20 protein-coding genes are annotated in these 26,734 nt (G+C 27.1%); 3 read left to right on the top strand and 17 right to left on the bottom strand.

The features are described 5' to 3' along the window. Positions 1 to 164: 164 nt before the first annotated feature. Entirely contained in the window at positions 165 to 473 is a 309-nt protein-coding gene (locus CLPUN_RS11865; protein ID WP_077847489.1) for a PTS sugar transporter subunit IIB, read from the bottom strand. Positions 474 to 601: 128 nt separating this feature from the next. Then, entirely contained in the window at positions 602 to 922 is a 321-nt protein-coding gene (locus CLPUN_RS11860) for a PTS lactose/cellobiose transporter subunit IIA (RefSeq protein WP_077847488.1), read from the bottom strand. A gap of 389 nt (positions 923 to 1,311) precedes the next feature. Here CLPUN_RS11860 and CLPUN_RS11855 point away from each other — a divergent pair, with 389 nt between their 5' ends. Then, positions 1,312 to 3,990, top strand: a complete 2,679-nt coding sequence (locus CLPUN_RS11855) for a sigma-54-dependent transcriptional regulator (protein WP_077847487.1) — start codon at positions 1,312 to 1,314, stop codon at positions 3,988 to 3,990. Between the two features lie 59 nt (positions 3,991 to 4,049). Here CLPUN_RS11855 and CLPUN_RS11850 read toward each other — a convergent pair whose 3' ends face one another. From CLPUN_RS11850 to CLPUN_RS11780, 15 genes are all read right to left on the bottom strand, one after another. Continuing rightward, positions 4,050 to 4,781 carry a MurR/RpiR family transcriptional regulator gene (locus tag CLPUN_RS11850; RefSeq protein ID WP_077847486.1) on the bottom strand — a complete coding sequence of 244 codons (732 nt, stop codon included), beginning with the start codon at positions 4,779 to 4,781 and terminating at the stop codon, positions 4,050 to 4,052. Between the two features lie 146 nt (positions 4,782 to 4,927). Continuing rightward, a complete protein-coding gene (locus tag CLPUN_RS11845; protein WP_077847485.1) occupies positions 4,928 to 6,355 on the bottom strand; it encodes a 6-phospho-beta-glucosidase in 1,428 nt (475 codons plus the stop codon). Positions 6,356 to 6,583: 228 nt separating this feature from the next. Further along, positions 6,584 to 7,444 (bottom strand): Cof-type HAD-IIB family hydrolase, encoded by an 861-nt coding sequence (locus CLPUN_RS11840; RefSeq protein ID WP_077847484.1) that lies wholly within the window; start codon positions 7,442 to 7,444, stop codon positions 6,584 to 6,586. A 180-nt stretch (positions 7,445 to 7,624) separates the two neighbouring features. Continuing rightward, the gene (locus CLPUN_RS11835) at positions 7,625 to 8,113 is read right to left on the bottom strand and encodes a DUF6198 family protein (RefSeq protein ID WP_479723535.1); all 489 of its coding nucleotides are present in this window, start codon (positions 8,111 to 8,113) and stop codon (positions 7,625 to 7,627) included. A 247-nt stretch (positions 8,114 to 8,360) separates the two neighbouring features. Next, a complete protein-coding gene (locus tag CLPUN_RS11830) occupies positions 8,361 to 9,821 on the bottom strand; it encodes a glycoside hydrolase family 1 protein (RefSeq protein ID WP_077847482.1) in 1,461 nt (486 codons plus the stop codon). Positions 9,822 to 9,922: 101 nt separating this feature from the next. Continuing rightward, on the bottom strand, positions 9,923 to 11,278 hold the full coding sequence (locus tag CLPUN_RS11825) for a 6-phospho-beta-glucosidase (RefSeq protein WP_077847481.1): 1,356 nt from the start codon (positions 11,276 to 11,278) through the stop codon (positions 9,923 to 9,925). Between the two features lie 412 nt (positions 11,279 to 11,690). Then, positions 11,691 to 13,058 carry a PTS sugar transporter subunit IIC gene (locus CLPUN_RS11820; protein ID WP_077847480.1) on the bottom strand — a complete coding sequence of 456 codons (1,368 nt, stop codon included), beginning with the start codon at positions 13,056 to 13,058 and terminating at the stop codon, positions 11,691 to 11,693. 468 nt (positions 13,059 to 13,526) lie between these two features. Further along, positions 13,527 to 14,840: a PTS sugar transporter subunit IIC gene (locus CLPUN_RS11815; protein ID WP_077847479.1), complete on the bottom strand. Its 1,314-nt coding sequence runs from the start codon at positions 14,838 to 14,840 to the stop codon at positions 13,527 to 13,529. 237 nt (positions 14,841 to 15,077) lie between these two features. Then, entirely contained in the window at positions 15,078 to 15,386 is a 309-nt protein-coding gene (locus CLPUN_RS11810) for a PTS sugar transporter subunit IIB (RefSeq protein ID WP_077847478.1), read from the bottom strand. A 116-nt stretch (positions 15,387 to 15,502) separates the two neighbouring features. Further along, positions 15,503 to 15,823, bottom strand: a complete 321-nt coding sequence (locus tag CLPUN_RS11805) for a PTS lactose/cellobiose transporter subunit IIA (RefSeq protein WP_077847477.1) — start codon at positions 15,821 to 15,823, stop codon at positions 15,503 to 15,505. A 150-nt stretch (positions 15,824 to 15,973) separates the two neighbouring features. Next, positions 15,974 to 16,273 (bottom strand): PTS sugar transporter subunit IIB, encoded by a 300-nt coding sequence (locus tag CLPUN_RS11800; RefSeq protein WP_077847476.1) that lies wholly within the window; start codon positions 16,271 to 16,273, stop codon positions 15,974 to 15,976. A gap of 284 nt (positions 16,274 to 16,557) precedes the next feature. Continuing rightward, a complete protein-coding gene (locus CLPUN_RS11795; RefSeq protein ID WP_077847564.1) occupies positions 16,558 to 19,245 on the bottom strand; it encodes a sigma-54-dependent transcriptional regulator in 2,688 nt (895 codons plus the stop codon). A 176-nt stretch (positions 19,246 to 19,421) separates the two neighbouring features. Continuing rightward, positions 19,422 to 21,824: a sensor domain-containing diguanylate cyclase gene (locus tag CLPUN_RS11790; RefSeq protein WP_077847475.1), complete on the bottom strand. Its 2,403-nt coding sequence runs from the start codon at positions 21,822 to 21,824 to the stop codon at positions 19,422 to 19,424. Between the two features lie 368 nt (positions 21,825 to 22,192). After that, complete coding sequence (locus CLPUN_RS11785) at positions 22,193 to 23,167, bottom strand: DMT family transporter (RefSeq protein ID WP_077847474.1); 975 nt, start codon at positions 23,165 to 23,167, stop codon at positions 22,193 to 22,195. A 399-nt stretch (positions 23,168 to 23,566) separates the two neighbouring features. Further along, positions 23,567 to 25,027 carry an oligosaccharide flippase family protein gene (locus tag CLPUN_RS11780; RefSeq protein ID WP_077847473.1) on the bottom strand — a complete coding sequence of 487 codons (1,461 nt, stop codon included), beginning with the start codon at positions 25,025 to 25,027 and terminating at the stop codon, positions 23,567 to 23,569. A 394-nt stretch (positions 25,028 to 25,421) separates the two neighbouring features. On the opposite strand from CLPUN_RS11780, the gene CLPUN_RS11775 reads away from it, so the two are divergent. After that, positions 25,422 to 26,027 (top strand): TetR/AcrR family transcriptional regulator, encoded by a 606-nt coding sequence (locus CLPUN_RS11775; RefSeq protein ID WP_077847472.1) that lies wholly within the window; start codon positions 25,422 to 25,424, stop codon positions 26,025 to 26,027. 5 nt (positions 26,028 to 26,032) lie between these two features. Next, positions 26,033 to 26,728, top strand: a complete 696-nt coding sequence (locus tag CLPUN_RS11770; RefSeq protein ID WP_158078757.1) for an NAD(P)H-dependent oxidoreductase — start codon at positions 26,033 to 26,035, stop codon at positions 26,726 to 26,728. The last annotated feature ends 6 nt before the right edge of the window (positions 26,729 to 26,734 follow it).

Here is a 26,734-nt window from a genome sequence, read left to right as displayed (position 1 = left end):
TTTTTGATTAATTTTAATGTATAGGTTTTCTCTAAGGCTGGTGAAATATATTTTCACTGCTATTTCACCAAGTTATATCCATTAATACACGAATTATAATTAATGAATATCTTTTACCGTTCTAAACGATTATCATATTATCTATTTGCTGAACAACATAAACTTTACTTATTTATTAATTTTAATGCTAAATCTAAAACTTTAGCTCCATTCATCATTCCATAATCAACCATTGGTATTACTTCTACCGGGATTCCTTTTGGTTCACAAAGACCCTTTGCTTTTCCTAAAGTATAACCAACTTGTGGTCCAAGTAATGCAACATCCATGCTATCTAAATGTCTGTCCATTTGTGCTTCTGGAAATGCTACAATTTCTGCTTCTATTCCTTTAACTTTGGCTGCTTCCTTCATCTTATTAACTAATACACTTGTTGACATTCCTGATGCACAAAATAATTTAATTGTTACCATAATATTTTCCTCCTCAATTTATAATTACTTTTAAATTTGTACTTGATATTAATTTTTTTCTTAATGTATATAATATCATCACTTACATTATTTGTAAATGACGTTATTCTCGTTATTTGTATTGTTTGCTATTTTATCAAATTGTTTACTACTTTTCTTAATTCAATAATTTGTTCAATTAGATTTTTTTCTGTTATAGATGTCATTAAATGATCTTGCGCATGAACAAATAAAATTGAAAAATCAATTTTTTCTCCCGCAGCCTCTTTTTGAAGCATTTCTGTTTGAGCATCATGTGCCTTTGCCAATGCATCATTTGCTAATCCTATTTCTTTGTCAGCCTCTTTATATTTTCCTTCATTTACCAAATTAAGAGCCATGTAAGCGTGATTTTTGCAATCACCTGCATTGATTATAATATTCATAATTGCCATTTCTAATTGTTCCATTTAAGTTCCTCCATTTATGCTTTATTGCTTTACGCCTTTATATAAAGCAATACACGTGCCAAACACTATCAAACATTTATAAAAAACTTTTGGAACTTATAGATAAATATTTTATAGAAAACTTAAAAAGCCAATACAATAGCCATTTATAACTGATATTCATAAATTTATTTTTATTTCTATTTTTTTATCAATGATCTCATTTTTATTTTTCCTAAATAACTGTTTACTTAAATTTAATAGTGTTTTATAATTTATATGTAGTGTTTTATTTACTATAAATCATATTCAAACACTAAATATGTTATGTTTTATTTGAAATTCAAATAAATTTTATTGTTATTTTTAATATATAATTTAGTTAAAACTGATAATTAGGAGGATAGATAATGACTAAAAAAGAGTTAATTTACCAAAAACTTCTTTACTTAAACTCTTCTGATGGTATAGATACTCAAACTCTAGCATCGTTAGTTAATATGTCTAGAGCAAATTTGAGTCACGAATTAAATGAACTTTGTAAGGAAGGCAAGTTATATAAATCATCTGGAAGACCTGTATTATTTTTTCTTTCCGAAAATAAAATTACAAGCAAGGAATCCCAATTAGACTTACTGGCTAAAAATAATATTTCTCTTAGAGATTCTGTTGAGCAGGCTAAAGCAGCTATTTTATATCCTCCAAAGGGTATGAATTCTTTAATTCTTGGTAGTACAGGCGTTGGAAAATCTATGTTTGCTTCTTTAATGCATAATTACGCTTTAGAAATGAAAGTAAAAACAGAAGATTCTCCATTTATAGTGTTTAACTGCGCTGATTACACTAACAATCCTCAATTGCTCACTTCACAACTTTTTGGTGTAAAAAGAGGAGCTTATACTGGTGCGGAAGTTGATAAGGTTGGCTTAATTGAACAAGCTAATGGTGGAATATTATTTTTAGATGAAATACATAGACTACCGCCAGAAGGACAAGAAGCTCTCTTTATATTTTTAGATAGTGGTACTTTTAGAAGAATTGGAGATTCTGAAAGTAGAACTTCAGATGTGTTAATAATTTCTGCTACAACAGAAGATCCAACTTCTGCTTTATTAAATACTTTTACTAGGAGAATTCCCATTGTAATAACTATTCCTTCTCTTAAAGAAAGAACTTTAGATGAAAGATTGTTTTTAATTAAAAGCTTCTTCAAATATGAAAGTATTCGTTTAGACAAAGAAATATATGTATCCTTAAATTCCCTTAGAGCTTTACTTTCTTATGATTGTCCTAACAATATAGGACAGTTAAAAAGTGATGTTCAGCTTCTCTGTGCAAAAGCGTATTCGGAATTTTTAACAAATTTGAAAACTGATGTGCGAATTCATAGTAAAGTCTTGCCTGCTTACATTAAAGAAGGACTTTACAAAGAAAAAGAACATAGGGTTCTATGGAATAAACTTATGAGTGAAGAAATTGAATATTTTAGATTTAATGGTTCTAATGAAGATACTAATACTATCTTTAATAATGGTGATAACACTATTTATGATTTTATAGAGAATAAACTAGAGAAATTAAAATCTTTAGATATTTCTGACATTGATATTGAAAATATTTTAGAAAAAGATATTGCAAAACATTTCAATAAAAATAATTCTGAAGTGTCTGAAGAAATAAATAGAAAAAATCTATTAACTATTATTGATGAAGACATATTGAACTGTTTTGATAAAATAATAAACTATGTGGTGCAAAAACTTACTATAACTTTTGATAACAATTTATATACAGCCTTTGCTTTGCACATTAATACATTAATAAATAGAATTAATAATGATAAGATAATAATAAATACTAATTTAAATAAAATCAAAGAACTTTATCCTTTAGAATTTTCTATAGCTCTTGAGATAAAAGAAATGATTGAAAACCATATTGACAAGTCGGTCCCAATTGATGAAGCAGGTTACTTAACTTTGTTCTTAATCCAAGATAATACTTTTAATGATGTATCTCATGATAAAGTGCGAGTTATACTTATTGCTCATGGTGAATCTACTGCAACTTCAATGGCTGATGTTTCCAATAGACTTCTAGGTGAAAATTATGTAATACCAATAAATGCATCAATTGATGTTGCTCCATCAACAGTATTAGAAAGTCTAAAGATTGGAATAAAAGAAAATCCAACTTCAGCTGGTTATCTTTTATTAGTTGATATGGGATCTTTAACAACTTTTGCGGATGTAATAAGAACTGAATTTAAAGTTGAAATTAAAGTGATATCTCTTGTTTCAACTTTACATGTATTGGAGGCTGCAAGAAAAGCGCTTCTTGGTTCAACATTAGATGAAATTTATAATGATGTACTTATGGTTAATTCTTATGTAGAAATACATAAGAATTTAAATGGTAAACAAGTAAATGAAAACAAGGTATTAATAGTAACAGCTTGTTTAACAGGAGAAGGTGCTGCTATTGCAATAAAAAACTTTTTAACCAGTAATCTTAGAATAAATAATGATTATTTTGAAATTACTTGTTTAAATTGTTTAGATAAAACCTTCTTCAAACAAAAAATTCTTAATCTTCAAAAAGAAAATGAAATATTATTCATAGTTTCATCTTTCCCTATAGATTCACCAATAAAACAATATACTATGTATGAAGTGTTTAATATGCATGTACTAAAAGAACTTCAAGCAAAAATCGATTCAAAAACTGCTATGCTTAATATACCTAAAATAATAAAAGAAAATATATACAACATAGATGGTGTCGAATTGTTTAATGACGTGACTAGACTTTTAAATACATTGCAAAACAAACTTTCTATTAAATTATCGGACGAAAATCTTGTTGGTGTAATTCTACATTTATCTTTTGTTATAGGACGATTAAGAAATGAGGATAATCCAGCAACTTATCCTATGAAGGATGATTATATTTCTGAAAATCTTGATTTATACAATATAATAAAAGAAAACTTAGCTTTTATTGTTAATAAATATAAAATAAATATTATAGATGACGAAATATGTTACTTAATAAATCTTCTATCAAATTCAGAAGATAAACGTATCTAGAAAAACTTCTTTAAAACGTAAGCGTTATAGTATAAAATTCCAACGCTTACGTTTTATTATTAATTTTCAAGAAACTTATTATGTAATCTCTTTCCTATGCTTTCAATCATATATAATACTGGTATTTGTGTGGTTATATCACTTATTCCCAACTTTTCTTGTTGAACGTAATAAGATATATTTAAATCGGATATTTTAGATATTGTACAATTTTCGCTATTAGTTATACTTACAACAGTACTTCTTTCTCTTTTTAAGTTGCTTATATGGTCAATAATAGAAATTGTTTCTCCTGATACTGATACTGCTATTATTACAGAATCTTCGTAGAACTTATAATTTCGTGGAAAATATGGATCATCTATATACATAGCAAATTTTCCTATTGATGAAAAGTATCTCGCAGCATATTTGCATAATATTCCAGATGTTCCTGCTCCTATAAATATGACATTACTTGCCTCTTTTATTAAATCACATAACGTGTTTAATTTTTTATCTAATTCATCATTATCTAATTTTTTGAAAAAATCTACTATTATAGAGGCGTCATTCTTCACTTTGCTACTTTCATTTTTCTCCATGTTCATCTTCAATTTTACTTTGAATTCTGAATATCCTGCACAATTAACTTTTTTGCAAAATCTTAATATAGTTGTTGTTGATACATGTGCTTCATCTGCCAACTCTCTAATTCTCATGTAAATGACTTTTTCACTATTTTTCATTATGTATCGATATAATGATAATTCTAAATCATTTAAATTTTGAATAATTTCATAATTAAACATCGTTAATTAACACCTCTTCCTTCCTCAATACGTTTACTTAATTATATCCTACTTACTAAGTTTTTTTAAGACATTCTAAAGAAAATAATGCACATTAAATAAGGTATTTTACTTTTAGATTTGAGGCTGTTAATATAATAATTTTCTTAAAATTCTTCTCCATTAGTTGCAATTACTTTTTTATACCAGTAAAATGATTTTTTCTTACTTCTTTCAAGAGTTCCATTTCCATCATTATCTTTATCAACATAGATGAAACCATAACGTTTTTTCATTTCACCAGTCCCAAATGATACTAAATCAATACATCCCCAAGGCGTATAGCCCATTAAATCAACACCATCAATTTCAACTGCTTTTTTCATTTCAGCAATATGTTCAGCTAAGTAATCAATTCTATAATCATCATTACATGAACCATCTTCTTCTTTTACATCAATTGCTCCAAATCCATTTTCAACAATAAATAATGGTTTTTGATAACGTTCATATAATGAATTCAAACCATAACGTAAGCCTACTGGATCGATTTGCCATCCCCAATCACTTGCTTTTACATATGGATTTTTCACTGCTTTAGAATATCCTGACATTCCATCTCCAGCAGATTCATTATCTGATTTTACAGCTGCTGACATATAATAACTAAATCCAATATAATCAACACAACCTTCTTTTAAAATTTCAGCATCCCCTTCTTCCATATTGATATTGTATCCTTTTCTTTGCCAGTCCTTAATTGCATAGCTTGGATAGTATCCCCTACAATGAACATCTCCAAAAAGATATCTATCATGCATTGCTTCTACAGAAAGCATCATATCATCTGGATTACAAGAATATGGGTAAACCGGTACATATGCAACCATACACCCAATTTTGAAATCTGGATTTATTTCATGTCCGCGTTTAACAACTAATGCACTAGCTACAAGTTCATGATGGACAGCTTGATATGTTACTTCTGCTCTGTTTTCGCCTTCTCTAAATACAATTCCTGAACAAGTGAAAGCAAATAAGTCATAACCCGTTTCTGCTTGATTATTTATTTCATTGAAAGTCATCCAATATTTAACCTTATTTTTATAACGTTCCATTACCGTTGTAGCATACCTAACAAAGAATTCTATAACCTTGCGGCTTCTCCATCCACCGTAGTTCTTAACTATCCCATAAGGTATTTCAAAATGTGATAATGTAATTACAGGTTCAATTCTATACTTAAGCATTTCATCAAACATATCATCATAAAATTTTAACCCTTCTTCATTTGGTTCAAGCTCATCACCATTTGGAAATATTCTAGACCAAGCAATTGAAGTTCTAAAGCATTTAAATCCCATTTCTGCAAACAATTTTATATCATCTTTATATCTATGATAAAAATCAATTGCCTCATGATTAGGATAATTTAATCCTTCAATTACTCCATCTGTAATTTGTCTTGGAACTCCATGTGCTCCAGCTGTCATTATATCTGCAGTGCTAGGTCCTTTTCCACCTTGATTCCATCCACCTTCTAATTGATGAGCTGCAACTGCACCCCCCCATAAAAAATCCTTATTAAAAGCCATATTTAAAATTCCTCCTTAAATTTGCATTATAATAACTTTTGCTTTATTATCCCTATTTAGTAACATATGAAACTTGATAGGTATTTATTTTTTTAGAAACATATTATTTTTTACCTTTATAATTTTTGCAATTAAGATATTTTTTATTACTATTATTTTACGCTAATTATTTATGATGAAATAATACAAGTTAATCAATACTGTTATAATTACTCTTCAAACCCAAATTTATAAATTTAAGCTCTTATAAATTGCTTTAGCAACTCCATCATTATCATTAGTATCTGTTATATATTTTGCTATTTCTTTTATCTGTTTAACAGCATTTCCCATAGCAAATGATTCTGTAAATTCTGAAAACATAGAATTATCATTAAAACTATCCCCAATAACCATAACTTCCTCTCTTTTTATACCCATTTTATCCGCAACTTTAGCTAATATGAGCCCTTTTTGTGCTTCTTTATTATTTATTTCTATATTTTTAGTAAAGGTCGAAGAAATAGCAAGGCTCCCTATGGCTTCTAATTTCTTTTTTACATTTAATGTAGTTTCTTCATCATTATAAAATGCAACAAATTTTCCTATTCTAATATTACTATTTAAAAATTCATCAATATCTTGAATATATTTTAAATTCACAAAATGTGGATGTGATTCAGCGAATTTTATAGCCTCTTCAAAACTAGTTTTTGGATCATAAGCTTTAATTCTATATGCAACCTCTGTCAACGCTTCTTCCTTATTGTTAACAGTATATAAGCCTTCATTTGTATAAATTTCAGCTATGATATTTTCTTTTATTATCATATCTATAATTTCACGTGCTTCTTCTCTTTCAATATAAATTCCTTCTAAAACTTTTCCTTTTTCATCTATGTATTCTCCACCATTTAAAACTATACATTGACATATTAAGCCACATTCATCAAGCAGTGGCTTCACATCTTCATACATTCTCCCTGTAGCAATTGCAAATTTTATACCCATTTCTTCCGCCTTTTTTATGGCTTCTAAATTTTCTTTGGATATTTTATGTTTACTATTAAGCAATGTTCCATCCATATCTGATGCTATAAGCTTTATCATATTTTAAATTCCTCCATATTAACGCTAAACTATTCCAATATTTATATGAATATATTATATACTAAAATAAATGGTTATTATCATTTTTTAAGTCAATAATATTTTTCTTCTTTTTACACGAAAAAATGCACAACTTAAGATATCTTCTCAAATTGTACACTTAATTTAGTTAAATTAACTTCAATTTAAATGATACTTTCTTATAATAATATCGTAAACAAAATCTACTGCTGAACCTATTGCCAAAGTCAACATTATAGTACCAATACCAATTGGTACTTTTAATATAAAAGCAATTACAATACAAGTTATATCTATTGATAGCTTAGCTTTCCTAATACTGAAATCCTTTTCTATAAGTGCGACCATAAAATCATCTGCTGAAGTTGCTGGCAATTTAGGAATTAAATATATAGCTAATCCGACACACATTAAAAACATTCCTACTATAAATATAATTATTTTACTCAATAAATTTTCAGCATTTAAATCCTTAATCACCTCAACCCACATACTCGTTGATATTGCCATAATAACTGAAGTCACTAAAGTAATAACTCTTGGTAATCCCTTCCTAACAAATGCTGCTAAAATAACTACTATTAGAGATACCCCACTTATAGTTAAGAATATGCTTACACTCAATAAATTACTTAAAGCAAAATTTATTGAATCATATGATCATGCTCCCATACCAGATTTTACTGTTAGTGATACACCTAACGTCAAAAGCAAAATTCCAAGCAAAAAAATTATATATCTTTTGTAATCTAATCTCATTAATCTACTCCTACTCTTAGATATATTAAAATAAAGAATAAGTCAGTATATCTTATCAAATTCTAAAATTTAAGTAAAATGTAACATTTTAAAAAAGACTAGAAAGTTCCCTTTCTAGCCTTTAACATTACTTTTATTAAAGCTCTTCTCCATTGCTTTCAATTACTTTCTTATACCAATAGAAACTCTTCTTTCTTGATCTACTAAAATCACCGTTTCCATCATTGTCTTTGTTAACATATATAAAGCCATATCTCTTTTTCATTTCACCTGTTGATGCACTTACTAAATCTATACATCCCCAAGGTGTGTATCCAATTAACTCAACTCCATCATTTACAGCTTCCTTCATTTCTTCTATATGTGCTTTTAAATAATCAATTCTGTAATCATCATTTATTGAACCATCTGCTTCAACTTCATCCACAGCACCTAATCCATTTTCCACAACCATTAATGGAATTTGATATCTATTGTATATATTATTAAGTGACCATCTTAATCCCTTAGGATCAATTTGCCATCCCCAATCGCTTGCTTTAAGGTATGGATTTTTCACTCCACCCATTATATTTCCAGAAGTTTTTTCTAATTTGGGATCTGCACTTGCACAATTTGACATATAGTAGCTAAATGTATAGAAATCTACACATCCTTCTTTTAATATTTCCTCATCATTTTCTTCCATCTTTATCTCAACATTATTATCTCTAAAATATCTCTTTGCAAAACCTGGATAAGCACCTCTTACTTGAACATCAGAGCATAAGAAATTATTTAAATTATCTCTTTCTTGAGCTAAAAATACATCTTCTGGATTACATGTGTATGGATATGCTGTCATATATGCAATCATACATCCTATTTTAAATTCTTTATTAATTTCATGTCCTAATTTAACAGCTTTGGCACTTGCGATAAATTGATGGTGAAGAGCTTGGAATCTTATTTGTTTACTATCTTCAGTTTCTTTATCAAATGCAAGTTCACCACCATCATTTAATAAAATTCCACCACCCATAAATGCACCAAATGGCATAGTCAAACAATTTATTTCATTAAACGTTAACCAATATTTTACTACATCTTTATATCTTTTAAATATGGTTTCACAATATCTAACATAGCAATCAATAACTTCTCTTGAAGCCCATCCATTATACTTTTTAGTTAATCCAAATGGAGTTTCATAATGAGAAATTGTAACCAATGGCTCAATGTTATATTTTTTTAATTCTGCAAAAACATTATCATAGAATTTTAAACCTTCTTCATTTGGTTCTAAATCATCACCATTTGGGAAGATTCTGCTCCAATTTATTGACATTCTAAAAGTCTTAAAACCCATTTCACCAAATAATTTTATGTCTTCTTTATAATGATGATAGAAATCTATTGCTTCATGACTTGGATAATATGTTCCTTCTTCAAGTTCTGGTGTTATTCTTCTTGGAGTAGTATGAGTACCTCCTGTCATGACATCAGAAGTACTTAGACCTTTTCCATCTTCTTTATATCCACCTTCAAATTGGTTTGCAGCTGTTGCTCCTCCCCATAAAAAATCTTTTGGTAACCCTTGAAATTTACTGTTAATCAATTTTTATTCCTCCCAAATATAGATTCAAAATCTATAATTAAACGATTTATCTCTATTTTTATTTTGTTTTTATTATTCTTTGTCAACTTTAATTTTTTTATTTATTTTTCTAATAAATTTATTGTTTCTTTAAATTGAGGTAAATGTTTTTGATGAGCTACTAACATTTCATTTAATAATTCTTTCGCAATTTTACCGCTTGGGACTAACGGATTTATAGTAAATGCATGAAGTGCTTTATTATAATTTCCTGTAACTGCTGCTGAAATTGTTGTTTCTTCCATCCCCTTCATTATTTGCACCATTCCTCTTGATGCTGGATCAAATTTACCAAAGTTAATCGGCTCTGGCCCATGAGATGTTATTATACTTGAAACTTCTACTATTGAATCATATGGAAGATCTTCTAACGCTCCATTGTTTTTTGTGCTAACTACCATAGTAGTTCTCTTATCATTATAAATTGAAGCAATTAGCTCACATGCAGCATCACTATAGTGAGTTCCTCCACGTTTAGTTAATTGTTCTGGTTTATAATCAAGATTTGGATCTTTATATAATTCAAATAATTCTGCTTCTGTTTTCTTTACTACTTCTGCTCTAGTTTCACCTTTTTCAAATTCTTCTAGTTCAGATTTTAACATATCATCTGTAATATAATAGTATCTATGATATGGACAAGGTAGTATTCCTAAATCTTTAATTTGTTCATAATTAAACTTAATATCTTTTATATTAGCAACACCAGCATCTTTTTTTTCTTCTGCTAAAGCTGGATTATATAACTTTTCAATTACTTCTGTTGTCTTTTCATTACCTTGTTTGTCCCATACTCTATGCCAATGGAAATGATTTAAGCCTGCAAATTTAAAGAACAGTTCACTTGAAGGTACACCTAATTTTTTTGCATCATCTTCTATACAGTTAATTGGAACATTACATAATCCAACAGTTCTATCCCATCCACCATATTTAATAGCAGCTTCTGTTACCATTCCTGATGGATTTGTAAAATTAACAAGCCATGCATCAGGGCATAATTCTCTCATATCATCTATTATGTCTAAAATCACTGGAATTGTTCTAAACGCCTTAAACATCCCACCAGCACCATTAGTTTCTTGTCCAATTATCCCATGACTTAAAGGAATTCTTTCATCCTTTATTCTTGCATCTAAAAGACCTACTCTAAATTGAGTTGATACAAAGTCAGCTCCTTTTAATGCTTTTCTTCTATCTAAAGTTAAATTAACCTTCCAATCAAGACCTGCAGCCTTAACCATTCTTTGAGCCATAGCTCCAACAATTTCTAACTTTTCTTTTCCATCTTCAATATCAACAAGCCATAATTCTTTAATAGGCAATTCATCTTTTCTCTTTATAAATCCCTCTATTAATTCAGGAGTATAACTTGATCCTCCACCAATAGTAACTATTTTAATTTTTTTCTTTTTCATGTCTTATTTCCTCCTTAACATTTTATATTAAATGAATTTTGTACCATAATGACATTTGCAAAGACCAATAATTTTTTATAAATGCTTTAAATGAGTTTTTCTTATGTTATACTCAAAAAAATCTTTAATGAGTCTTTACTTGAAATATATCATAAATAATATTAAATTACTTTACTTTTTAAGTTTTAGTTACACATGCTACTTTTTAGTTACTTGTTTTTTCATAAAACAACTTGTTTTTTCATGATAATATTAAATAGAAGAAGATGGAGCAAAATTAATTAAAAAATTTTGCAACAGCTTCTTCTATGTGTGCCTTAAATATTAATTCATTTTTGATTGAAATTCCAAATTAATTTATCGATAAACGATTATTTTAATATTCTTCTTTATCTAAATCTTTAAATAAATTTTACTGCGCTGAGTTTTTACCTGCTTCTAATTCATTCATATAACTCTTCTTATCAATTATATTAAAGAATGGTAAATATATTAATGCACTTACAACTATTATCAATATTTGCACTAAAGCAACTCTCCACCCATCAACTCCACCTGCTAAAAAACCTGACATTAAAACTGGAGTTCCAAGTGGAACTATTGTTGTTAATCTTGGCACTACATTTATATACGTTAATATATATCCTAATATACTTGCAAGTAGTGGTGTACATATCCATGGAATAGCCATGTAAGGATTAAGAACCATAGGCGTTGCAAATACAATTGGTTCATTTATTCCACAGAAATTAGATAATACAGCTAATCTTCCAAGAGTTTTATATTGCTGACTTTTAGCTTTTAATGCCATATATATACAAAGCCCAAGAGTTGCTCCTGATCCTCCACATAAAGCATATACACTAAAGAAACTTCTATTAATAATATTAGGCAATTCATATAATGACACACCTGCATTCATTGCTTCTATATTAGCAGCAGTCAATGATGTCCATAATGGATAGAAAATAGGAAGTATTACTGCTGATACTCCATGCACACCAAAAAACCATAATATTTGCGCAAGTAATATTGCAAATAGGAATGAGAATATATTGTTACCAATAAAGGCTTCTAATGGCTTTTGAATTAGTGTATATATTAAAGTATGTATTCCATCTATTCCTTGGATAGGTAATAGTGTTACTACCTTGTTTAAAATCATAAATAACATAATTATAGCGAAACCTGGAACTAAGCCCAAAAATGATTTTGTAATTGTTGGTGGAACACCGTTAGGCATTTTAATAGCTAATCCACCATCTATTAATTTATTATAAATAACTGTTGATACTAAGGCTACAATAATAGCAACGAATAAGCCCTTAGCACCTAAATAATCAAAAGTAAACACATTTGCTGCTGGAACCTTTACACCTTCTGGTAATGTAATTTTATTTGCTTTTACAAAATTATTAATTATACCTGATGTATTTGAAATTGGTGTTATTGATAAGAATGTAAATAGAGAAATCATTCCTGCTACACCTGGATCTTTATCAAATTGTTTTGCAAGACTGTATGCTATGAAAAATACAGCATATACTGCAAGCATATCATTTGTAACCATATTCGGTATTGCTAGTATAGATTTTAAACCTATATTTGTTATAAATGCTTGATATGGTGCTATTGATAATGAATTTAATAATGAAAAAATTGCGCCTACTATTATAACTGGCATAATAGTCATAAAACCATCACTTACAGCCTTTAAATATTTATTGGATGCTATCTGATTAGCTTTTGGTATTACCTTTTCTTGTAAATATTCATTCATTTTTTATTCCCCCTAATAATTTATTTTTTCTTAATCTCCTCTTATTCTTATAATTTGATAATTATAAATAAAAACTTCTATGCTATTTCAGATTTTTAAAAACGTTTTCATAAAACTTATATTTAACACATTTGTTTTTATATTATTTATATAAAGCAATATTCATGCCAATTTTTATCTTCTTACAAAATCACTTTATCTTATCCTTTCCTTAGTATTTACAATGGTTTTAGTAAAACAAAAAGTGTTTTTTATAAATTAAAATCTGTTTTATTTATGAAAGATTTCCCAAACACATTACTAATGTGTTTTATTAACAATAATCTGTTATTTCTAGAATTTAAAATTTTTAATAAACAAACCCAATATTTCTTTGCATATATGCATTTAGAAATATTGGGTTTAACTAATTATATAACAAATAAAATATTGTATTTATTGAAAGGTGTTTATTTTTACTTATTAATCTTATGAATTTTGTGCTGCTTTTTCATTTGCAAGATTAATGGCATCTTGTTTCTTGAAGAATGGTAAATAAATAAAGAATGATATTACCATAACTACAATTTGTAATAATGCTGTTCTCCAACCACCTAATATGAATCCTGAAATTACTGGTGGTGTTGTCCATGGAACCATTACTCCTGTAAATAATGGAACTGCTCCTGAAGCAATTGCTAAATAAGTAATTAAACTATTTACCATTGGGGTAACTATAAATGGTATTGCCATAAATGGATTCATTACTATTGGTGTTCCAAATGTAACTGGTTCATTTATATTGAAACATCCCGGTACTACTGCTAATTTACCTAATTCTTTACTTTGTGCTGATTTTCCCAAAACTATCATGCATAATACAAGTCCTATGGTTACACCTGCTCCTGTCATATTAACGAAGTTATCTAAGAATTGTTGTGTTACAATATGACCACCATTTGCTACTGTAAGTTCTTTTCCACTAGTTATTATAGCTTGATTTTCTAATGTATTTGATGTTAATATTCCTGTCATAATTCCACCTACAATTGTTGAACCATGTACTCCGAACCACCATAAGAAAGGAATTAAGAAAGACATAATCAAAATTCCACCTAAAGAATCTGTCATTCCTTGTAATGGTGTTTGTATTGCTTTATATATAAAGTCGATGAATGTTGTATTAAATCCAAATTTGAAAATAGTATAAACTACTGTTGCACCTGTTATTATAACTGCTGCTGGTATTAATGCTGCAAATGAATTTGCAACTCCTTGTGGCACACCTGCTGGCATCTTAATTGTAATCTTTCTAGCCATAAACCATGAATATATTGCACCTACAACTAGACCTACAATAATAGCTGTAACCATACCTTTTCCACCAATAAGATCTTTATTGATAACACCACTTACAACTTCTCCTTTAGGGCTTACAACTGAAGAACTCATTGTTAATAAAAATACTACAATTGCTATGGCTCCTGCTGATAAAGGTTCGTGACCTTCATTTTTAGCATAAGTATAAGCTATACCTATTACCGCAATAAGTGCTATTATTTGGAACGAAGCACCATAAGCTGCAAATAACGGATCTGTCCAGCCTGATCCTAATATGCTAGACACCCAATCATTAAATGGTTGATAAGGAATTTGTGCAAGTAATAAGAATATTGATCCTACCATAATTATAGGTAGTGTGTACAAAATACCATCTTTTAAGGCAACAATACCCTTCATTCCAACGAATTTCATAATTACTGGTATTACTTTTTCATTCATAGTATTTCCGAATGATGACATAATAATTCCCCCTTATATAAATTAATTTGTTGTGTTATTATATTTAGTGTAATAATTACAAATATATCAGATTTATAATTATCACTTTAAAGTTACAGATTTCTATGTGGTTTAACGAATATGATGTTAGTTAGTGAAATCACATAGAAATTGCATAACTAATATAACCATTTTTGATTAAACGTTTTCTTTATTTTCTGTTTTCTATTTAAATTACTAGAAAATTAATTTGAATTATTATTTTCCAGCTAATTTTAATGCAAAATCCAATACTTTTTGTCCATTCATCATTCCATAATCAACCATTGGTATTACATCAACTGGAATTCCTTTTGGTTCACATATTTTTTTTGCTTTTCCTAATGTATATCCAACTTGTGGTCCTAATAATGCAACGTTTACACCATCTAGATTTTTGTCCATTTGACCTTCTGGGAAAGCTTCAATATCAACTTCTACGCCCTTTGCTTTAGCTGCATCCTTCATTTTGTTTACTAAAAGACTTGTTGACATACCTGCTGCACAAAATAATCTAATTTTTATCATAATTTATTCCTCCTCAAACCTCTAATGATTTTTTATAATAAATTTTTACTAGGTTTACATTTTTAATTTTTATCTAATTATAAATATTAGTTTTAGTATTTCCTTAATCTCTAATTTTATTTAACTAAAGTATTTACAATTTTCCTTAGTTCAATTATTTGTTCAATTAAATTCTTTTCAGTTATTGCTGTCATTAAATGATCTTGTGCATGTACGAATAAAACAGACATATCTATTTTTTCACCATTTGCTTCTTTATGAAGAAACATTGTTTGTTCATCATGAGCTTTTCCCAATGCATCATTTGCTAATTCTAACTCTTTATCTGCTTCTTCATATTTTCCTTCATTAACATTATTAAGTGCCATATACGCATGATTCTTACAATCTCCAGCGTTAATTATAATATTCATAATTGCCATTTCTAATTGTTCCATATTAAATCCCCCATTTTCTAATTATTATCGTTTTACTTCTAAGTTATATTAATTTATGATTATTAATTTTTACTGTATTTATTGAATAATAATATTATTATTTATATATTATACCCTTATTATTCACTTTTACTCATCAGCCAATCAATATTACATATTTACAGCATCATTTAATACTTTCTTACCATTCATCATTCCATAGTCTACACTATCTATTATTGAAATTTTTATTTCCTTCTCTGAATACTTTTTTTTGAATTTATCTAATAAATAGCCAACTTGCGGTCCTAGTAACAATACATCTGTATCGTTTTCATATTCCCAAAATTTTGATTCTGCTGTAGCTCTTATTTCTACTTCTATTTCTTTATTTTTAGCCTCCTCCTCCATCTTTGAAACTAACATACTTGTTGAAAATCCACCTGCACAAATTAATGTGATTTTTTTCATGATAATTTTCCTTTCCTAGATTATAATTTGAGTTTTTCTAAAAAAATAATAGTAATTAATTTAAATTTCTACAGCGAACCATTCATTATTAAATTGTTTTTTAATTTTGTTTTAATTTTCTTATGCCTATATATAGAGCAATAATGATGCCAAGTTTTTATCCTAAAATAAATTAATAAGTTAAGTAATGTATCCAAGCATTTGCAATGCATTATAATGAAAAAGAAAGGTTTTTAAAAAGCATAAATGTGTTTTACTTTTTAAAAACCTTTTAAAACACATTATTAATGTGTTTTATTATTAAAAAAATTCATTAAACAACATATTTCATCATCTGAAATAGTAATTAAATATTTAGTATTTAAAGATGCACATGCATTTTTTATTATTCTATATAAATTAAAATTATCTTTTATAAACTGATCTTTCCCTTGAAATTCATCTATAAATTCATTATCCTTAATCCTATCTATCATACAAGCTAAATGAAAAGTAATTCCAATAAGAATATTAGTACTTATATTTACATTTAAAGCTTCACTAACAGTTACATTAAACTTCTTTATATCTTTTAAGACTATTCTTCCATCAATATTTTTTAATTGATGATCTAGTGTTTCTTCCATCTTTATATATGTTTTTTCTATATCTATAAGTTTTTGAATTTGCTCAGTTGATTTTCCATCAATAATGTCATCCAACATAAATTGTGGATAATTGACCTCTAATTTAAAAGGACTTACAAAACATATCAATACGTACTTTCTTTTTAATTTCTCTATTCTTTCATAGATATTTTCTTTTCCTATAAAATTTACTGGGACTATTTCTATTAGATTTTTATCAAAATTTAAATTTCTCTCTAGTATTCCTTTTATTGTTTTAGCCCCACCTTCTCCAGTTGTACATACTGTCAATATTGCTAGCTTTTTATCTTGTTCCTCATCTGGTTTATAATCTAAAACATCATTGTCATACAAATTATTTACTTCTAAAGTTTCTCTATATATTTCATCTAACGAATATCCAATCATGGATTTTCTGGTTGCTTCTAATACATGAAGAGTGCTAACTAATGGTATTGTTCTAGTTTTTAAGTTAAATGAATTTTCTATTTCTCTTCCGAAAGTTGTAAGTGATCCCATATCTACTAAAAACAATATATCAGATTTTATTTTATGTTCTCTTATATATTCTTTAGTCTTCTCCAATATATTTTTAGGCTTTTCTTCTATAGGTGCATTAATTCCAATCGCATTTTGAGTTCCAAGAAGATTATTTACTGCATCTGCCATTGAAGTTGCTGTACTTAGTCCATGAGCTATTATTATTACTTTAACATCATTTTGTTTGTATTTAAAACTTTCACCATTATAACTTAAAAACATAGTTATAAATCCAGCTTCATCAATTGGCATATCTAAATCAAGTTTTTCATCTATCATCTTTAAAGCATCTAAGGATACACTAAATTCTTTCTTAAATTCTTCTCTTATACTATGTAATTTAGGATTTACAATCTTCTTATTCCTGCGTATTCTATCTATAGAATTACTAATATGAACTGATAAGCCATAATAAATTTTTTTATCTAACCTTATTCCAAGTTTTTCTTCACAAAACGCTATGACCTTTTCTATTACATTCATAACATCTTCTTCTACAATACTTTTTATATTATTAATGTCTACTTTATAACTAAAATTATTTACATACTTCTTGAAATAATCCCCTATGTCTCTTTCTATCTCTTCCTCAAGTTCAGTACCATGTATTCCTTCTTTCTTAAGTTCTTGAGTTCTCAAATCTAGCATTTCATAAATATTTTCATCACTTGTATTTTGTTCAAATATTATACCATTCTCATCCTTATCAAATATACAGTATCTTTTGTTTATATCAATAAGCTTATTCCAAAGTTTTCTATGCTCTGTTTCCTTATAAAGACCTTCTCTTATATATGTTGGTAAATCTAAACTACTTATTTTTATCTCATCTTTTCTGTTTGATAAAAAATCAGCATATGCTTTAGCACAGGCGAGTTGTATATCTGTTCTTAATTGACCTACATTATTTTCACAATCGTAAGACAAAAATGCTTTTATTGAATTTATAGACACCTTAATGCATTGCCCAAGTCTTCCAGACTCCTCCATCATAAATTGTTTAATAAGGTTGAATCTTTCCTCCATTCCTCTTTTCTTTAAGTTAGGTATTATTATAACCATAGGAATTCTTCGAGTAAATGTCTTCAATAGTGTTGTATCTGGATTTTCAGTAGTTGCCGTTATTATTAGCACATTTGCTTGTCTCTCACTTTCAGTTTCTCCAAGTCTTCTATATACGCCCTTATCCATAAAAGTGAAAAACATTTCCTGTCCCTCTGCTGGTAATCTATGCACTTCATCTAAAAATAAAATTCCTCCATCAGCTTTTTCTAATAAACCAACCTTATCACTCTCTGCCCCTGTATAGGCTCCTTTTTTTACTCCAAACAATTGTCCTAGTAGCAACTGAGGATTATTTGCATAATCTGCGCAATTAAATGTTATAAATGGACTCTCTAAGTACTTAACTTCCATTTCAACAGCATATTTGTGTATTAAAGAAGCAAAGGTTGATTTACCAACTCCAGTCTCTCCTAGTAACAAAATATTCATTCCATTAGGTGGATACAATATAGCTGCTTTTGCCTGCTCAATTGCTGAATATAAACTAGGATTTGACTCTGAAAACTTATTTATAATAGATAAATTTAAAACATTCTGCTCTTCAATAATTATAGGTTTAAACAACGTAGGTTTTCCTTTTATTTTTATAACTTTGCCTTCTATAACCAACTTGTTTAAATCATTACTTGCATTTGCTCTACTAAGATGCAATTCTTCTGCTATATCTGATGCTGATATTCCCTCTATATTAAATTCTACTAATTCTTTAAGCTTCGCAAATACTAAATCAATTCTCTTTATCAATTAATCTCCCCCTCTTTATACCTTTTCTCTAGTATTTAAATATTTCTTCCAACAAACTTTCACAATAAAACTTTTATTATATATGTTTCAATAAATAAACTACATATATTCATATTATATACATAGATTTAATATAGCAAATTTACAAAAACATATATATTCTTATTAATATTCTATTTAATATCTTTATAAAAACAATAATTATCTTTTCCTTTCTTTTTAGCTAAATAGACTGCTTTATCTGCATTTTCAAAAAGCTCTTTAAAAGACTCTCCATGTTCCGGATACTTAGCAATTCCTATACTTCCAGATACCTTATATTCTTTTGTTTCTCCTGTAAAATTACTTCTAAGTCCTTTAACTAACTCATCTGCTTTTTTATATAATAATTCTTCTGAACTTATTTTTTTTAAAAATACAACAAATTCATCTCCACCTATTCTACCAATAATTGAATCTTCTGAAAAAACTTCTGCAAGCATTGAAGAAATACTTCTTAAGACTGCATCACCAGCTAAATGACCTAAATTATCATTAACGGCTTTAAAATTATCTATATCTATTACAAATAATGCACTATTAGAATTTATGCCCTCATTTTCTATATACTCTTCAATCATGTTTTGAGTATTTCCTTTATTAAATAATTCAGTCAAACTGTCTCTTTGAGCCTTGAATAAAAGATCTTCACCTTTTATTTTTTCTTTATTAATATCAATTATTGCGCCTACTGCCTTGAATATGTTCCCCTTTTCATCAAACATGGCAGTAATTCTTATTTTACACCAAATATAATCTCCCTCAGTTTTTCTAAGCCTAATTTCCGTTTCTTCATATGTGTTTCCATTAATAATATTATTTAATAGTTTACCAAAACTTTTAATGTCTTCTTTATATATAATATTAGTTTCATATATTTTCTTACTTACCTCTTCCATGACTTGCAAAGAATTAAATTTCTTTTTCCAATTTTCAGAAAAATTAATGGTATCTTTAATAATATCCCATTCAAAAATTATATCTTCTGTTTGAGACATAATTATGCGATAACGCTCTTCACTATGTTTAAGTTCCTCTTGAATTATTTTAGATTCTGTTATATTTATTGCCACATTATAACTAAACACTTTACCATCTTTATTTTTAATAATTTGCCCATTATCTAATAACCATATAATGCTCCCGTCTTTTCGCTTAATTCTATATTCAACATTATATTTGTTAGATTTACTTAATTGTTCTTTTGTTTCACTAATTACTCTTTCACGATCATTTTCGTAAAATAAATCAATTATTTTTTTATTAAAAATTTCTCTAAATTCATGTTTTTCATAACCTAACATATTTAAATAACCACTACTTAAAAAATCAAAATAAAATTCTCCACCTTTTATTTTACATCGATGAACTCCACCTGGTATATTGGATGTTATAGATTGTAAATCTCTATTCTTAGTTTCTATATATTGCTTGTTTTTTTCTATGTTATCCATTAAATCATTAAATGCTTTAGCTATTTCCCCAAATTCATTATCTTTATTATATATAAATCTATCTCTATAATCTCCTTGTTTTATTTTTCTTATAACCTTTAATAACTCATATATTGGTTTTGAGAAATGATTAATTATAAATGTGTAAGAAATTATTGTAATTATCAAAATAAATATTAACAATATAACTATAGTAAATATATTCTTATCCCTAGGTGTATTAAATTTCTCCCAGTTAACAGAACTTAATACTATCCAGCCAGTATCATTAATCCTTGAGTAATGTCCTATTTTTTCAATTCCACCTATAGTATATTCTATTACACCATTATGATTATTATCAAAGTCTATTTTATCCCATTGTTCATATAAATTATTAGGGATAGTAATTTTATCAATACTCTCTGTTAAATTTTCACTATTACTTGATGCAACAACACCATTTCCATCCATTATTACTATTTTGCCATCTTCGAAAAAATTTACATCGTTTACAATTTTTTCGAAATAACTCATATTTATTACATTAGCTACAGCACCTATATATTCATTTTCAAAAAATATTGGGCTCGCGATTACTACACTTTTAGTTTTTTTATTGGGATATTCTTTTTCTACAATATTTGTCACAACTACTTCATTATGCTCAAGTTTTTGTAACTCTGCTTTTGATAGTATTTTAATTTTTCCAATATTCTCTTGATCACTAGATCCAATTACAACTCCTGTATTATTAATAAGTATTCCTGTATTCAAATAAAATTGTTGATTTTTTCTATTATTCAAAATGTCATTTACTTCTTCAGTAATATCTTGTTTATTTTTCTTATCTGCTTTATTATTTGGATCAATTAGAAAATCTTTAACTAATGGTATACCTGCAATAATTTTAAGATCACTTATATTTTGATTAAAGAAATATTCTAAATGCATAGCTTGATCATGAGCAGATGCAATAACATTTTCTTCAATCAATTCCTTATTCTTAGCATTAAATTTTGCAATACATATACTTGTTGAAATAATTACAGGAACTATTCCTAATATAATAGAAAAAATTATAAATCTCCTTCTTATATTCATATTTTCCCTCCTATAATCATTTAATGGAAATATTAAAGATTTTTCTCTAACACACAAATTAACTTTCCTTTCTATTTTTATAGCCTTACTCACATTATCACGATTTATGAAAGATATTATACATTAATTTTATCAAACTTTTTGATTATTATATATATTTTTTTATAATTAGAATTTTATAAAGAAAAATCTCTCTACTAAATCTATTCAATGTTTTTTACTATATACATTATGATTTTTAAAATTAAATAAATTAATAGCTCTAGTTCATGAAAAATTCCATAATTTCAAGACTCATTTAACAAAAAAAGTGCTAAACAAGCCATTCTAACTCAACTTGTTTAACACTTTAATATTACTTTTTAATATTATTCAACCGCTGCAATTTCTGGTTGTTCACTTGTTTCTTCTTCTGGCGCTTTTGCTACAAAGTATACGCCTCCTATAACCATTATACTACATAAAATTGTTTTTAAATCTATTGCACGTCCATTAATGAATACATCAAAAACAATTGACCAAACAACATATGTTATATTTAAGCCCATAGCTTTAGTTGCTCCAATTTTATAAATTGCATTATAGTAAAATAAATATGATATTGTTCCTGATAATGCAGTTGCTGCAATCCACCAAATTATGCTTGTCCTTAAAATCTCAAAGCTAAGTCCTATACCTCCAACAATTGGAATTATTAACAATCCATAAACGACTGCTGATGTTAATTGCCTTATTTGAAGTGCATATTCTGAAGATACTTCATCCCCCTTCATTCCATATGCACATATAACACATTCACTCCCCCATCCAAATACACATAGTAATGCACACAAGAATCCTACGATACTAGTTCCAGCTTCACCTGCTGAATATCCAATTATTGATACTCCTATAATTGCAAATATTAATCCAAGCCATGCTTTTTTATTCATTTTTTCTTTTAATATAAAATATGCTAAAATTGCTCCAACTGCTGGATATAATGATGAAATTATAGCTGTATAAGATGGCCCAATAAGTTTGACTGCAACTAAATATCCAGTCATTCCAATAGGACCTCCCATAAGTGCTGCTAAAACAACGAATAAAGCACTCTTAGTTTTCATAGATCTAAACAAATTTCCTAGCTCTTTCTTAAATGCAAGATATATAAATGTCCACACTGTTGAAAAAGCATCATGAAAAAATGCTGTTATAAATGGTGCTAAAAATGCTGCTCCTTCTGGTAAAAATGGACTCATTGCAAGTATTATTGCCATTAAAACTGTATCTAATCCCCAAGTAATAGCTGAAGTTATTCCACTCATTACGCCAAGTTTATAATTGCCTTTATTGATTTCCATAAAAATCCCCCTCAATATAATTTTATTTTATTACATAATAATTATCACTTCTAAATTTCACTACTTAATTTTCTATATTAGACTTACTTATAAAGATTTTTTCATAGTAAAAATAATTAATATAATATAATAAATTTAACATAATTTCGTTCAGATTTATTAAGTTCATTTTGTGAACATATTCATATTAACATTGTTCATTGTTCATGACAATATGTTCAGATAAAAAATAATAATTTATTTTTTAATATAAAAATAGCATAAAAAACAATATCTTTTTATTTATTATTGTCTTCTATGCTACAAACTTTTCTATTTATTATTGATATATTAAAGTAATATATAGTAATTCCACTTAATTTAACAACTTAAAATCTATAGGTAATATATTCTCAAAATTTACCTTTTAAGTTTTAGTTTCACAAGAACTTTATTTGTTATCTCAAAAAATACTTCATCCTTAGTAATTGTAAGTATACACAAATAAACTAATCCACATATTAGAACTTCAAATACACATGCAATAAGTGTATTATCTACAAAAAATTTTATTCCGAATGTTATTGGTATAAACACTAAAGAATAATAGAAATATTTAATATTTTCATATTCAAATAAATGTATATCTAGTTTTATAACCTTTTTAACCATTCTATATTCTAGTATTAATATAATTATATTAGCAATAAGAGTAGTTGCTATAGCTGTCACCATGTTAAAGTTTCCTGTAATAGTTAATGTTACATTAAATATCAAATTAATTACTCCACCAATTAATACTAATATGGCATCATCTTTTTCTTTTCCATGAAGGTATATTATTTGATTTGCTATTACGCTTTCAATTCCAATGACTAACATATGTATTGCAAATACAAACATTACTGGAACTGCGCCCAAGAAATCTTTTCCACCAAAAATATATATTGCTTCTTTAGAAAGGCAAAACAAACCTATAGATGCTGGAAATAAAACTATAAAGTATATTCTTACTACTTTTTTTAATAATATTAAATACTCACTTCTCGATTCTTTTCCTAAATAATTAGAAAGCCTTGGCATAGTAACCTGAACTAATGTTAATAATAATGTACTTATTATGCTCGCTACCCTTTGAGCCATATAATAATAACCAACAGCTGTAGTTCCCCCTGGACTGTCTTTTAACATTATTTTATCAAGTTGAGTATATAAAACACCAGTACTAGTAAGAATTACTACATAAAGCATAGGTTTTATATGTTTAAGAATTTCTAAATTAGAAAAATCAAACTTTAATTTTTTCTTCACATATATAAAACTTATTATGTTATTTATGAAGTTAAACCCTACAACTAAATATAAATAAAATATAAAGTCTTCCTTTTGTCTAACAAACAATAAAATTATTGCTGAATATATTATTCTAACTGCCATTGTTTTAATAGCGATAAAATCATAATTTTCTACCGCTTCATTAACCCATTCCACATAAAACATATTAAAAACTAAGTTAAAGCCTAAAACTATACATGTATAAAAATATGGTTGATTTTTATAATAAATGGCTACAAATATCATATATGCAACCGATGCAATAACATTTGTAATAACGGTGAAAACAAATAAACTTGTAAATGTCTGACTGAGTTTAATTTTATCATCACGAACTTTGCTTATTTCTCGTAAACCATATTGATAAATCCCAAAACTAGCAAATATCAAAAAATATGCAGTTAAAGAATCTCCATACCCCATGTATCCATATAATTCATCTCCAAATGATCTACTAACTAAAGGTATTACTAATATAGGCAAAATTATATTGAATAAATTTAACATTGCTTTAAAAATTGCATTCTTTGAAATTGATTTAGCCATTTTTCCTAGCCTCCATAAATAAAAGCATATTAAAAACTATCTATGCTCTTATCACTTTCTTTTTTCACTTTTTCAATTGTACATTTAACGCTATTTATTGTCAATTAACTTTACAATTTTATATATTTTTTTGAAATTTATGGACTTTATTGTGATTATTAGTTATAATTAAACTAACATTTGTTAGTTTTAAATTAAAATTTTATTATTGCTGTATTTTTAAAAGTTTTTCAAACTCTATAATAGTATATTGATAATTTGTGTATAAATAATAAAATTACTATCGAAAGTTATTTAGAAACTTTCATACTAAAATTTTAAATTTACTTATTTATATATGAATAATTGTTAAAAATTTTAAAATACAGCCAATAACATTTAACAAGGAGTTTTTATGAATACAAAAGAAAAAATTATCCATGAATCCTTAACACTTTTTTCAACAAAAGGCTTTAATGCCATATCTGTTAGAGATATTGCCAAAGCAGTTGGAATTAAAGCAAGTTCTCTTTATAATCATTTCAAAAATAAACAAGATATTTTTGATACTATAATTAGAAGGTATTCAGAGCGTATAAATAAATTTTTTTCAAGTGTAAAAATGGAAACTGATACTCATGGAATTATACTTAATGATATTAAGTGGACTAAGGATCAATTTTTTACTAAAAGCTTAGATATTTGTAGATTTTGCTTACAAGATGAATATATGGTTAAGTTTAGAAAATTGCTTACAATAGAACAGTTTAACAACTCTAAAATAGCAGATTTATATCATAAATTATTTATTGAGGATGTACTTAATTTTCATTCAAAAATATTCGAATCCCTAATTAATTCAAATATTTTAATAAAAAAAGATCCATATACTTTAGCTATCCAATTTTACTCTCCAATCTTTTTATTATTTTATAGACATGATTCTATAACAGATAAAGAGCTTACGTCATTAAAAAAACACATTAGTCAATTTAAAGATATGTATACATTGAAAGGATGATATTAGTGAATATTGCTATTATTTATGGAACTACCAGAAAAGCATGCACATATAATTGTGTTCAAATGTTATTAAATAGTCTTAGACTTACTATACGTATAAATGTTAAGGAATTTTTTTTAGAAAAAGATTTCCCTAATTATTCTGATAAATTTTTTTCATGTTTTATAAATAATGAAGTTACTTATCCTAATTCTAATTCCATTGAATACCTTACAAAATCCCTTAATAATTCTGATTTAATAATACTTGCATGTCCTGTAATCCAATGTAATATGACTACAGAACTAAAATCACTTTTGGAACATTTATTTTACAAATCTATTGAATATAATACAAAATCTATTATGAATAATAAGATTGGTTTAGTGATATCCACTACCTCAGGTGCTGGATTGTCTTATATCACTAATAACTTAAAAAAGAATTTAATTTTCTGGGGAATACATAATGTATTTAGATTTTCTAAAACTCTTTACGAAATGAATTGGGAAGATGTAGATTTAAAAACAAAATTCAAAATAAACAAAAAAATTTTTAAACTCTCTAATAAAATATTGAATATATACTTAAATTCATCATATAATAAAACAATATCATATAAATATCAATCTATTTTTAAAAATAAATATAACAATATAATCGATGTTAATTTTCATAAAAAGCGTACATATACTCATGATATAAGAAACATTCACTAATACATA

The sequence above is a fragment of the Clostridium puniceum genome (genome assembly GCF_002006345.1).
Taxonomy (GTDB): Bacteria; Bacillota; Clostridia; order Clostridiales; family Clostridiaceae; genus Clostridium; species Clostridium puniceum.
Note: the sequence above shows the minus strand (reverse complement) of the source record. Positions and strands in the feature narration are given on the sequence as shown.